Here is a 12,598-nt window from a genome sequence, read left to right on the forward strand (position 1 = left end):
GGAAAAAAATCAAAACCAACGCTTTAGCATAAAAGCTGAAGCAGCTTAAAACCATGATTTTAAAGGTTTTTTTATTTACTATTAATAGGAACAGAGAATATTTTAGTAGATTTATTAATAGATAAACACTTTAGTCTGCTAATATACTAAAAAAAATATTGACAGTGCCTTTAGCTTCATGATAGATTAAGTTTATTGATTCACTTCTCTAATATATTATCGTGATAAAGTATTTGCGGGAAATTATACATAACAGTTGTTTTATTAGCTTTTCGTAAATGCAAAAAATGTACAAATTATAATCAAGCTAGAGTAAAATTTAACTTCATTAAAGGTGGTTTTCTACAAGATGAAACGTTTGACAACTATTATCCTAAGTTTAACAGCATTATTTCTTATTCTTGCTGGCTGTTCAAGTACATCTAAGGAAAAAAAAGGGAATGATGATACATTAATTATTGGAATCGACGATAAATTTGCTCCAATGGGTTTCCGTGATGAAGACAATAAAATTGTTGGATTTGATATTGACTATGCCAAAGCAGCAGCGGAAAAAATGGGCGCAAAAGTAGAGTTTCAGCCAATTGATTGGAAAACAAAAGAATCGGAACTAAGCAGTGGTCGAATTGATCTGATTTGGAATGGCTATACGATTACAGACGAACGCAAAAAGAAAGTTCTATTTACAAAACCATATTTAAAAAATGCGCAAGTTGTGGTGACGCTAAAAGATTCCAAACTATCAAAATTGGCTGATTTAAATGGAAAAGTTGTGGGGCTTCAATCATTATCTTCCGCTTCAGATGCGTTAGATGCTAATCCAATTAAATCTAAGATTAAAGAAGTTACGGAGTTCTCTGATAATGTAATGGCGTTAAATGATTTAAAATCAGGCCGCTTGGATGCTGTAGTTATTGATGAAGTGGTAATTGATTATTATATGACAAAAGAAAAAGACAGCTTTAAAGTGCTAGATGAGTCTCTGGCTCCAGAAGAGTATGGAATTGGCGTGAAAAAAGGAAATGAAGCGTTACTGGAGAAGCTGCAAAAAGCACTGGACGAAATGAATGAAGATGGAACTGCCGCTAAGATTTCTGAAAAGTGGTTTGGCGAAAATAAAGTATTAAACTAAAAAATAAGTTAAAATAATTATAGGGCAAAACAGGGGTTCCTAGAGAAGCCCTGTTTTGTTTATTGGAGGAATTTTTTTATGTCTTTAGATTATATCATCTCCATTTCAAAGCCGATGCTAGAAGGGGCTCAGGCGACGATTCTGTTATTTCTGGTTGCGATTATCGCTTCCATTCCATTGGGATTTGTTGTAACACTTGCTGTTAGAAGCAGCATTAAACCGGTCGCATGGCTTGCTCATACGTATATTTATGTCATGCGTGGAACGCCATTATTATTGCAGCTATTATTTATCTGTTTTGGTTTGCCGATGATTCCTGTTATTGGTGAATATATGGTATTGGACCGTTTTGCTGCTGCTTCATTAGGATTTATTTTGAATTATACCGCTTATTTTGCAGAAATCTTTCGTGGGGGTCTTTTGGCAATTGATAAAGGGCAATATGAAGCATCCCAAGTGCTTGGTTTAAATAAATGGCAGACAACTACACGTGTCATCTTGCCGCAAATGTTTCGCATTGCACTTCCTGCAGTTGCAAACGAATCGGTAACTTTAGTAAAAGATACGGCGCTTTTATACGCAGTTGCTGTTCCTGAAATTTTGCATTTTGCGCAAACAGCAGTAAACCGCGATTTTACGATTGTTCCGTTTTTTGTAGCGGGGATTATCTACTTAATCATGACGTTAATATTAACATTGTTATTTAAATGGATGGAACGAAAATTTAAATTTGAATAAAAAGGAAGTGAACAATATGGGGATTATGGAAATTTCCAACTTAAAAAAATCATACGGGGATTTAGAGGTGTTAAAGCAAATATCTTTTGATGTGAATAAAAACGATGTAGTTGCAGTAATTGGCCCTTCTGGATCAGGAAAAAGCACGATGCTGAGAAGCCTTGTGCATTTGGAACAAATACAAGGGGGCAGCATCACGGTTTGCGGCGACCGCTTAGTGGAAGATGGCGTCTATTCAAAACCAAAGGAAATTAAGCAGATTACTTCTAAAATGGGTATGGTTTTTCAACATTTTAATCTTTTTCCACATTTAACGGTTAAACAAAATTTGGAACTTGCACCAAAAATGGCGAAGAAAGAGTCTTTATCACAAATAGAGGGAAAATCTAAAGACCTGTTGGCGAAAATTGGGTTAACGGACCGTACTAATGCCTATCCTGCTAATCTTTCTGGGGGACAAAAGCAGCGTGTTGCCATCGCCCGAGCTTTGATGATGAGCCCAGAAATTTTGCTGTTTGATGAACCAACATCAGCGCTTGATCCAGAATTGACGGGGGAAGTCCTTAAGGTAATGAAGGATTTGGCTGAAGAACATATGACAATGATTGTTGTGACACATGAAATGGGGTTTGCGAAAGAAGTGGCAAACAGAGTGATTTTTATGGATAATGGAGAAGTTGTCGAATCTGCTCATCCAAATGAATTTTTTAACAACCCACAATTTGATCGGACTAAAGCATTTTTGAATCGGAATTTTAAATGATAGATCGTTGATTAAGCTGCACACAATAAGAGGTTATTGTGTGCAGCTTTTTTATACATGATGGTTGGTGTTTGGTGTTTTTTTTGTCAAAAAATGAAGCAAAGTATTAGTAAAAAGAAGCAACGATAGCCAAAAGATAGTTGAAAAATAAATGATAGAAAGACAGAAGAGGAAATTAAACAATGTGCTGTTTTTTATTGCCTTCTCTAAAAAATTAAATCAATATGAGATGTTTTTGCTTTTTTGACAGGGTAAATGCCAAAAGAGTCTGGAATAAGTTGTGTCGATCGATAGAGCAGTTCAGATACCGTAACGCATTTATATCCGTTTTTGTATAAAAACTCCAAAATATTATCTAATGCATGCACTGTTTGACAATTCTGTGTATATTCACTGCCATGCCAATCATGAAATAGAATGATGTTGCCTGGTTTTATTCCTTTTGTTACATAGTTGCAAATTTGACCGGCAGAAGGATTTGCCCAATCGCGAGGATCTTGATTCCATGACCATAATACAACTTCTTTTCTGTTTTTTATTGCGGTATTTATAATGACATCATTATAAATGCCTCCTACAGGACGATAAAGAGATGGCTTAAAACCAGTGAATTTTTTTATAATAGTATCTGTTTTTTCTAATTCAGCTGATAGTTTTTCTGCTGTCATATTATGATGAAGATGGTGAAACGTATGATTGGCGATTTCATGCCCTTCTTTTACTTCCCGTTTTAAAACATCAGGAAATCGGATTACTTTATTGCCAGCTACAAAAAAAGTGGCTTTCGCATCATATTTAGCTAATATATCCAGTATTTGAGGGGTGAAAACGGGATGAGGCCCATCATCAAAAGTAAGGGCAACTAATTTTTCTTTTGTATTTACGTCCCAAAAAACATGTCCCGTTTTTTCATATGTTTCCCGACTATTAGCGGATGCGAATGTATGAGTTTGATAAAAAAAGAAAAAAGTGAATAAAAGCGTTGTAAAAAAATATAATTTTTTCATTAAGTGCACTCCTTATTAATGATGAACTTAGTTTATGAAGTCTTTATTAAAAATATTTAAGGAGAATATGCTATGAAATAATTGACAGGGTTTAGTTGCACTGTAAGACAGATAGAAAGGAACTAATGCAGTAGAGAACCTGTTAGGTAAGTTGAATGATACAATGTTTTGTATAATGCAGAGATTAAGCTGAAAAAGAAAATGACAGTTATAAACCTTAGATGAAAATTCTCAAAAAACATGTATCGTATGTATAAATAAAATAAATTCCTTGCCAATTTTTTTCGATGCAGGAAGCCATTATTAGAGGAATTAATTTGATAGATTGATAAAAGAAGTATATAGATAAAAGAAGTAAGATAATTAGGCAAACAAAAAAGAGAGGAGTTTGTATAAATAAAAAATAATGTGAATTAACTATGTAGCAAAAAAATTTTTTTGCTTGCATTCGTTTTATTCTTATTAATATCTCCATTTATATTTTATTTTAATCAAATTATTCACTCTCCATATTTAATTTTAGACATTGCAGGATTGGTTTGCTGTTCAATATGCTTCTTTTTTTGACTATTTTAATTGGAAAATTTGGTATTCAGTATTCATCTATTCCATATTGTATCTAAATTACACTATTCGTTCTTTTTCTGGAAAAGTTATTTGTCCCCCGAAAACTTATATTCAAATGCTTTCTATAGAAACCTCCCTCGAATTAAGGGTTTTTAATTAGGTCTCTGAAAAACAAACAAAGGTCTTCTTAAAACTTTTATTCCTCTATTCTTAAAAGGATTTATATCCATCATTTTTCTTAATAAGAGTATAAAAAATACATTCATAATCGTCAGATTCATTAATTAAAGATAACTTAGAAAAATATTCTAGAAAAAACGTTATAAAGGTAGAAAAAATTCAAGGCTTATTCTAGCGGGAAATTTAAATGCTTTTTATCGTTTCAGAAGAAAGACCAGTTTTTTCAATACATAGTTTAAGTATTACTACGAAAAATAATATTAAGGTGGTGAATAAATGAATTTTCAGGATTTTCAACAAATCGAACTAAAAGAAAAAAATGGGGAAATTTTTCTGGTATTACATATGAAGCCAAATCATCAATTATTTGATACAGAGTTCGGCAGTGAATTTTTTTATTCTAGGAAAAGTAATATAGACTTGATTAACTCAGCAAAAAAAATGATAAAAAGGCAATTTCCAAAACTAAAAATGGCAACCATTATTATTGCTGCAGGAGCTACTATTTTAACAAGTTTTCCTTTCCAAAAGGCGGAAGCACATGAAGTAACCTTTAATATGTCATATCTTTATTTCGGAAATACTAAATCTTACATTTCTGAAATCGATAAAACACAAGGGAATTTAAATCTCGTTTCACCTAGTTATTTTGATATTAATTCCGATGGTTCTCTTAAAATAACGAATCAATTTGATGCTTCGTTTGTAAAAGAAATGCATAATCGAGGGATTAAAGTAGTTCCTTTTTTAAGTAATCACTGGGATAGAACGCTTGGACGCTCAGCTTTAAATAATCGCGAAAAATTAACAACTCAAATCGCTGAATTTATAAAAAATAATAATTTAGACGGTATACAAGTGGATATAGAAAATACCACAGAAATCGACAGAGATTCATACACTGATTTAGTCAAGATGCTTCGTGAAAAATTGCCTTCCGATAAAGAGGTATCTGTCGCAGTTGCTGCCAATCCGAGTGGATGGACAAAAGGTTGGCAGGGTTCCTATGACTACAAGGAGTTGGCGAAGTATTCCAGTTATCTAATGCTAATGGCATACGATGAAAGTTTTGAAGGAAGCCCAGAGGGTCCAGTTGCAAGCTATGGATGGGTTGAGCGGTCTATTCAATATACATTAAAACAAGGAATTTCTCCAGACAAAATAGTACTAGGGATTCCATTTTATGGCCGCTACTGGAAAGAAGGCGGAGCATCAGGGGGTACTGGCATATCCAATGTGCGAGTAGATGAGCTGCTGGCAAAATACGGCGGTACTGTAACATTTGATGAAAATACAAAATCGCCCAAAGCAACTATTACAATTAAAGAAGGGGCACCTCTTACTACAATTGCAGGGAAAACCTTTACGCCCGGGACCTATCATATTTGGTACGAAAATAGTGACTCTATTGGTGCAAAGTTTGATCTTATTCATAAATACAATTTAAAAGGGTCTGGCAGCTGGAGTTTAGGGCAGGAAAATACATCCATTTGGCAAAATTATCGAACATGGATGTCCGATAATGGACAAACTACAGCTAAGGCAACAGAATCAATACAACCAAAAGAACAGACAGGAGGAATATCTCCTGCTGAGATAACTGCTAAATATACAGTTAAATCAGGAGATTCTCTTTGGAAAATTGCGACTGCTTACAAAATGACTATAGATCAATTAAAGCAATTAAACAATTTAGGATCTGATTCCATTTTTGTCGGACAAGTACTAAATGTTAACAGTTCGGAAACTGCGACTTCTGCAACCGCTGACAAATCTATAGCTAGTGATTCGCCTGTCTCCACATCTTCTAATACATCAGCAAACAAAGAAACTAGCGAGGAAAAGGCGACGGCTGCTGAAAAGCCGCCTTCCAAAACGACTGCAACAGCAGCTGCCAAACCTTCTGTAACTGTAAAAACACCTGCTTCTACTATATCAAAAAAGACATCCTCTACATTAAAAACAGGATCAAAAGGAAGCGCCGTTGTAGATATGCAAAATAAGTTAAAGAAAACCGGCATCTATAAAGGAAAAGCAAATGGGACTTATGACAGTTCCACTAGAAGTGCTGTTGTTGCATTCCAAAAAAAATATAAATTAAAGGCAGATGGCATTGCCGGGCCAGCTACATTATCGAAATTGGACAATGTTACGACTATGAATGGAAAAAGTACAGCAACAGCAGCAAAAAAAGTAGTGAAAACATATTCTACTCTAAAACAAGGATCAAAAGGAAGCGCCGTTGCAGATATGCAAAATAAGTTAAAAAAGGCCGGCATCTATAAAGGAAAAGCAAATGGGACTTATGACAGTTCCACTAGAACTGCTGTTATAGCATTCCAAAAAAAGTATAAATTAAAAGCAGATGGTATTGCGGGATCGGTAACGCTTGCTAAATTAGATGTTGTTGCAAATGCTAAATAGGAGAGGTAATTTATTTATGAAAAAAGTGGTTGTTATATGCTTATCTATGTTGTTTATTTTCTTTTCAGTGCATTCTCAATTATTTGCAAGAGAAGATATTTCAAAATTTTTTGGTGTTGGTGCAAACATCAAACAAATAAATCCAGGGGAATATTTAGTTAAAACTAAAGGAGAAAAAATAGAGGAAGGTTTTGTATATACACCCAAAGAAAAATTCACCTCTAAAAAGATTCAATACAAAATAAAATTAAAGGGAAAAGGAAAACATTTTTTAGTGATTGAAGAAACAGATGCAAGAGGAGTTTTTATTAAGGAAAAAAAATGGGCGGTAGAACTATCTAATAGCTGGAAATCATTCACTGCTTCATATGAATTAAAAAACAATACATCACAAATAGATGTATTTGTTCGCACCTCAGAAAAAACAAAAACAGAATTCAATTTTAAGGATTTGCAAATAAAGAATCAATAGTGTTACAACCTTTGCTAGTCCAGTTGCTAACAAAGGTTTTTTTGCTTAATGTTTCTAATTATGTCAAAAACCATTAAATAAATTTAAAAAACATTTTAATGAAGGAGGGTAATTTTAATGAACGAGTATCAAAGGTATAAGCTGAAAAAAAAAGATCCACAAAGTGATGAATATATTCTTATCATTTATGCAGATAATTATTTACTGGAGTTTAGTGATGAACTTGGAAACAGCCAAAAGGAAAAAACGTCTATTATTTCAACAGCGAAACAAATTATACGAGAGCGATATCCAAGCTTTAAAGTAACCATGATTAAAGTCATGGTTGGTGGAATCGTTGTGACAGCATTGCCATTTATAGCATATAATCCGATGTCTGCGCAAGCAGCAGAGCCAACTGCAGTTAATTCGCAAATTTCAAGTTCTATCTATTATGAAGTAAAAGCAGGGGATACACTTTGGAATATCTCCAAAAAGTTTAATGCTTCAATAGATCAAATAAAACAAGCAAATCAATTGTCAACAGATATGCTGCAACTCAATCAACGTCTCCTAATTCCGCAAGCATTTCACAAGGTTGAAGCTGGTGACTATCTAACTGTTTTGGCTAAAAAATATAATGTTAGCGTAGCTGCGATTAAAGAAGCGAATGGCTTAACAAGTGATGCAACAAATCTTGGGCAAATACTTATAATCCCCTTATTAATAAATAACCAATCTTTAAGCAATCCAGCTCCAGCTGCTGCGACGGCAAATAATCAAGGAACAAACTATATTGTGGTTTCAGGAGATTCTTTATCCTTAATTGCTAAACGTTTTGGCACTACAGTTGAAGCTCTTAAAAGCAGCAATCAATTGACTTCTGATATGCTTAGGGTCGGACAGGCATTAGTGATTCCGGCAAATAACTCAACAGCTGCTTCGCCTGCAAAAGAACCAACTGCTTCCGCTACTTATACTGTTGTAGCAGGAGATACTTTATCAGTAATAGCAAAAAAATTTAATACTTCTATAGACCAAATTAAAGAAACGAATAATCTAACAAGTGACACAATAAGAGTTGGACAAATATTGACTATTCCTAAAGCACAAGCATCTTCAAATGGTGAAGCTGTTAAATCTAGCACTGATTTGGAATCTATTCAGAGAAATTTACAGACACTTGGTTACTACACGATGCCTGCTATGACAGGCAATTCTGCTGCTTCGATGACAGAAGCCATAAAAAATTTCCAAAGCGATTATCTTCTGCCTGTGACAGGAATTAGCAATGAAGAAACAAGAACCGCTATAAGCCATGCCATCGTCAAAAAGGAATTGGTTAAAGACACTATAAATTATTCAGGTGTTCCATATGTATGGGGAGGTGCTGCCCCTTCTGGATTTGATTGTTCAGGTTTTGTATATTATATGTTCAATCAACATGGTATTTCGATGTCTCGTAATACATCAGCAGGGCTATTTAATACAGGAACAGCAATAGAAAAATCGCAGTTGCAACCGGGAGACTTGGTTTTTTTGCTGTAAATATACCTGGCACGATTTCACATATTGGATTTTATATGGGAAATAATCAGTTTATTTCAGCAACTAGCTCGAAAGGAATTGCTGCTTATTCTATGGATAATACTTATTGGGCTCAATATTATGCAGGTGCAAAACGAATATACTAAAAACTTCCCCCCTTGCTTTCATCAAAAGCAAGGGGGAAAAATATGATGAAATAAAAAAACATAGGATTTCTCCTATGTCCGTTTTATTACGCATTAAATCCCCACCCCAAGAGTATAAGAGAAAACGAGAAATCTAGGTGGGGGATAACTGCCCATAAAAGCCTGACTGGTTCAACTAACAACCAGTGGAGGATGAAGAAAACCCCCACTGAATGAAGTTTCACTTTATGTTGATTGAATAAACAGTTGTACCCATGCACCATTATAATAGCCTACGCCAATGCAATTATATTTGCCATTTAATATATTTGCCCGATGGCCAGGAGAATTCATCCAAGAATCCATTACTTCTTTAGGTGATTTTTGTCCTTTGGCTATATTTTCGCCTGCTGATTGATAGCTTATATCAAATGTTTTTAACATTTGAAAAGGACTTCCATAATTAGGGCTTTCATGTGAAAAATAATTGGAATTTATCATATCCATCGCTTTTTTCTCGGCTACACTTTTTATATCTGCACGGTGCATGACAGAAGAAAGTCCATTAGCTGCGCGCTCAAGATTGACAAGACGAACTACTTCTTCTTCAAAATTCTTTACTGGCGTGCCTGAGGACTTTAATCGAATGACATCTCCAACTTGCATATTGTTTGGATCGACATCAGGGTTCAAATTCATTAGTTTTTTATAATCTAAACCATATCTTTGTGCAATGTACCAAAAAGAATCACCCTTAGAAACCTTATAAAATTCAAATGGAGGTTCCTTGAAAGTTTTGATAGATTGAGCATTTACAAAGGGTGCGTGAAAAACAAACAATGCAATTAACAACAGAAAAAGGCTGATTTTTTTCATACATAGTTACTCCTTTATTTTAATGCTATTATTGTTGGTTACTTTTTTACTTCTATGTAAAAAATAATAATGGTAAATCTTGCTTACTGCATACTAAAATAATTCTTTTAATTAAGAATCATTATTGCTATTTTCAACAATTAAATAAAAAGAATAGACAAATCCAAAATTTTACTAACTCTTTATCTTAAATAGAAGAGAAGACTTCATCTTTAAGGGAGCCAAAAGTATTAAAAAACAAAAAAGAAAAGTGGCATCCTTCATGAAAAAATCACGCATGCACGTACTAAACATGTTAAAGAACCACAAACTAGCCCACTCATTTGGGTGATAGAATAAGGAGTGAAGTTGCCAACAATGTAAGGAATTCTTATATACATACATGTGATGAGAAAATGATTCTAACTTTTATACTATTTTCTAAAAAAATACAGATGTTGATGCGCATACGATTATGGAGGAAATAAATGTTTTATTTGAAGAGTTGACTAATGATGTGTATACATTTGAATATATGCATTTTATATGTTCTTTCAGAGAGCACTGTTACCAAATTAATCGAGCTTCAGAAAGCTAGTGTTTACTAAATAACCAAACGGATGTTGTAATACGATCGATGAGTTGTTGGAATAAGCTACGTTGAACAAAAAGTCGTTAAAGGAAATGTAGAGTTATGTAAAAGTAATATAAGATGGCAATGTTAATAGTTGGAGAAAGAACAGGTTTATGGACAAAACAGAGAGAGAAAAATAATAGGATTTTTGTCCTTTAATGCTGCAAAATTCTTTTGACTTGCAAAAGGTATGATGATTTATAAAAAAACCTTTGACAAATTTGTATCATGTTTTATAATAAACGTTAATATCTGCATAACGAAAATTTGTTTTTACATTTTGGAGTATAAGAGTAAAAGCTGTGAAGAGAACGAGTAGCATTGAAAGAAGCGGACAGAAAGCTGCCGGTTGATGAGAGGCGCATGTGGAGTCAATGTGAATACATCTTGGAGCTGTGCACCGAACTTATAGTAGGCTGCACCGGGTTAGCTGCCGTAATCCAAGCTAAAGTATCGTCTGTTTATCAGACCGTACTTATGGAGGAAAGCCGTGCGAGTGGCTTTCAAATAAAGGTGGTAACACGTCAAATGAACGTCCTTTAGGGTTTTCCCTAAAGGGCGTTTTTGTTTTTACTCTTATAGAGCTTGCAATATTATTCATAATATTACAAGGAGATGTTACGTATGTCAGTAAAACCTGAAGAACAATTGATCATCATTATGAAAGGCGTTCACACATTGGTGGATGAAAAAGAGCTTTTAGATAAGTTAAAGAGCTCTTATGAAGAAAAAAAGCCACTTACCATTAAATTAGGCTTAGACCCGTCAGCACCTGATATCCATTTAGGCCATGCAGTCGTTTTGCGCAAAATTAAACAAATGCAAGATTTAGGACATAAAGCTGTCATTTTAATTGGTGACTTTACAGGCCGTATTGGAGATCCGACTGGAAAAGCCAAGGGGCGTGTCGCTTTAAGTGATGAACAGGTAAAAGCAAATGCAAAAACATACTGCGAACAAATTTTTAAAGTGTTGGATTTAGAAAAAACAACCGTTCGTTTTAATAGTGAATGGTTGTCAAAACTAACTTTCGAAGATGTCTTAAAATTAGCAGCCACCACATCTGTTGCCCGTGTATTAGAACGTGATGATTTTCAAAAACGATACAAAAATCAAGTGCCCATCGGCATTCATGAATTCTTCTATCCATTAATGCAAGCATATGATTCAGTGGAAATACAAGCAGATATTGAACTGGGCGGCACAGATCAAACGTTCAATATCTTAATGGGCCGCACATTGCAAAAACATTGGGGGCTTGAAAAACAAGTTGCAATATTTATGCCCCTATTAGAGGGGTTAGATGGTGTAGAAAAAATGAGTAAAAGTTTAGGGAATTACATTGGCGTAAGCGAAGCGCCAGAAGTGATGTTTAAAAAAGTTATGGAAGTCCCAGACCATTTAATCATTAAATATTTTGAACTTGCTACAGATGAACATCCAAATCAAATACAAATGATGAAGCAGCGCCTTGAAAATGGGGAGAATCCACGTGATCTTAAACTAGAGCTGGCAAAAATTATCATTGGTCTTTATCATGGTGAAGACGCTGCAGAAAAAGCGCTGCACTTCTTTGAAGTTGCATTTCAGAAAAAACAAATACCTCCTAATATTCCTACAATACTTGTTGAAATAGGAGAAGAATCAATTATGCATAATATTCCAAAACTCGTGGAAATGAATTTAGTGAAAAGCAAAAGCGAATTTATGCGCTTGCTTGCCCAAAATGGCATTTCATTTAATCAGGAAAAACTTGAAAAGGGAGATCTTGATCAAGTAATAATGAATGGAGATGTAATGCAAATTGGAAAGAAACGATTTGTGCGATTTGAGAAATAATTTATCATGCATGAACAGGCAGCAAGTTTCCTGCTGATTGAATTTACTAATTGCCTCTGCTGTGTAGATATTGACAGATGCATCAAAAATATGAAGGATATTTATTCGCTAGCTAAAACTATCGGGGCTGTTGATTTCCACCCCGGGCGTTTGCTTTCCGAGGGTGGTGCGGGAGCCTCCTTGGCGCTGCAGGGTCAGAGGAGTCTCATGTCGTCCATTCCAATCGACAAAGTGCCAAAATCCATGGTAGGCATTATATAACTTTTTTTAAAATTAAATATAAAAAATGAATAGAAAATAAAAACAGGTGAAGAAAAAATTGTTTTCTTCACCTG

The 12,598-nt window shown here is 34.4% G+C and carries 8 protein-coding genes, 1 pseudogene and 1 other annotated feature; of the genes and pseudogenes, 7 read left to right on the forward strand and 2 right to left on the reverse strand.

The window, feature by feature from the left end:
• Positions 1-349: 349 nt before the first annotated feature.
• The 3 genes from NCCP28_RS11870 (at position 350) to NCCP28_RS11880 (ending at position 2,633) form a co-directional block, all read left to right on the forward strand.
• Positions 350-1,132: an amino acid ABC transporter substrate-binding protein gene (locus NCCP28_RS11870; protein ID WP_248561610.1), complete on the forward strand. Its 783-nt coding sequence runs from the start codon at positions 350-352 to the stop codon at positions 1,130-1,132.
• 78 nt (positions 1,133-1,210) lie between these two features.
• Entirely contained in the window at positions 1,211-1,870 is a 660-nt protein-coding gene (locus tag NCCP28_RS11875) for an amino acid ABC transporter permease (protein ID WP_248561611.1), read from the forward strand.
• Between the two features lie 16 nt (positions 1,871-1,886).
• Complete coding sequence (locus NCCP28_RS11880; protein ID WP_282579561.1) at positions 1,887-2,633, forward strand: amino acid ABC transporter ATP-binding protein; 747 nt, start codon at positions 1,887-1,889, stop codon at positions 2,631-2,633.
• A gap of 206 nt (positions 2,634-2,839) precedes the next feature.
• Here the strand turns inward: NCCP28_RS11880 and NCCP28_RS11885 are convergent, their stop codons facing one another.
• Positions 2,840-3,640 carry a polysaccharide deacetylase family protein gene (locus NCCP28_RS11885; protein ID WP_248561612.1) on the reverse strand — a complete coding sequence of 267 codons (801 nt, stop codon included), beginning with the start codon at positions 3,638-3,640 and terminating at the stop codon, positions 2,840-2,842.
• A gap of 1,023 nt (positions 3,641-4,663) precedes the next feature.
• Here NCCP28_RS11885 and NCCP28_RS11890 point away from each other — a divergent pair.
• The 3 genes and pseudogenes from NCCP28_RS11890 to NCCP28_RS23975 all read left to right on the forward strand — a co-directional run bounded on the left by NCCP28_RS11890 (position 4,664) and on the right by NCCP28_RS23975 (position 8,956).
• Positions 4,664-6,811: a glycosyl hydrolase family 18 protein gene (locus tag NCCP28_RS11890; RefSeq protein ID WP_248561613.1), complete on the forward strand. Its 2,148-nt coding sequence runs from the start codon at positions 4,664-4,666 to the stop codon at positions 6,809-6,811.
• A 16-nt stretch (positions 6,812-6,827) separates the two neighbouring features.
• Positions 6,828-7,283 carry a hypothetical protein gene (locus NCCP28_RS11895; RefSeq protein ID WP_248561614.1) on the forward strand — a complete coding sequence of 152 codons (456 nt, stop codon included), beginning with the start codon at positions 6,828-6,830 and terminating at the stop codon, positions 7,281-7,283.
• Positions 7,284-8,459: 1,176 nt separating this feature from the next.
• A pseudogene (locus NCCP28_RS23975) lies at positions 8,460-8,956 on the forward strand (C40 family peptidase).
• A gap of 225 nt (positions 8,957-9,181) precedes the next feature.
• Here the strand turns inward: NCCP28_RS23975 and NCCP28_RS11905 are convergent.
• Positions 9,182-9,811 (reverse strand): CAP domain-containing protein, encoded by a 630-nt coding sequence (locus NCCP28_RS11905; RefSeq protein WP_248561616.1) that lies wholly within the window; start codon positions 9,809-9,811, stop codon positions 9,182-9,184.
• A 906-nt stretch (positions 9,812-10,717) separates the two neighbouring features.
• Positions 10,718-10,967: a binding site (T-box leader), on the forward strand.
• An 81-nt stretch (positions 10,968-11,048) separates the two neighbouring features.
• Here NCCP28_RS11905 and tyrS point away from each other — a divergent pair.
• Positions 11,049-12,263, forward strand: coding sequence for a tyrosine--tRNA ligase (gene tyrS, locus NCCP28_RS11910; RefSeq protein ID WP_248561617.1), 1,215 nt, complete (start codon positions 11,049-11,051; stop codon positions 12,261-12,263).
• Positions 12,264-12,598: the final 335 nt, after the last annotated feature.

This window comes from Niallia sp. NCCP-28, from assembly GCF_023168165.1.
Taxonomy (GTDB): domain Bacteria; phylum Bacillota; class Bacilli; order Bacillales; family Cytobacillaceae; genus Niallia.

What these genes read in the sequence shown, in the direction of transcription:
- NCCP28_RS11870 (WP_248561610.1), top strand. Translation starts at nt 350, where the DNA reads ATGAAACGTTTGACAACTATTATCCTAAGTTTAACAGCATTATTTCTT.
- NCCP28_RS11875 (WP_248561611.1), top strand. Translation starts at nt 1,211, where the DNA reads ATGTCTTTAGATTATATCATCTCCATTTCAAAGCCGATGCTAGAAGGG.
- NCCP28_RS11880 (WP_282579561.1), top strand. Translation starts at nt 1,887, where the DNA reads ATGGGGATTATGGAAATTTCCAACTTAAAAAAATCATACGGGGATTTA.
- NCCP28_RS11885 (WP_248561612.1), bottom strand. Translation starts at nt 3,640, where the DNA reads ATGAAAAAATTATATTTTTTTACAACGCTTTTATTCACTTTTTTCTTT.
- NCCP28_RS11890 (WP_248561613.1), top strand. Translation starts at nt 4,664, where the DNA reads ATGAATTTTCAGGATTTTCAACAAATCGAACTAAAAGAAAAAAATGGG.
- NCCP28_RS11895 (WP_248561614.1), top strand. Translation starts at nt 6,828, where the DNA reads ATGAAAAAAGTGGTTGTTATATGCTTATCTATGTTGTTTATTTTCTTT.
- NCCP28_RS11905 (WP_248561616.1), bottom strand. Translation starts at nt 9,811, where the DNA reads ATGAAAAAAATCAGCCTTTTTCTGTTGTTAATTGCATTGTTTGTTTTT.
- tyrS (WP_248561617.1), top strand. Translation starts at nt 11,049, where the DNA reads ATGTCAGTAAAACCTGAAGAACAATTGATCATCATTATGAAAGGCGTT.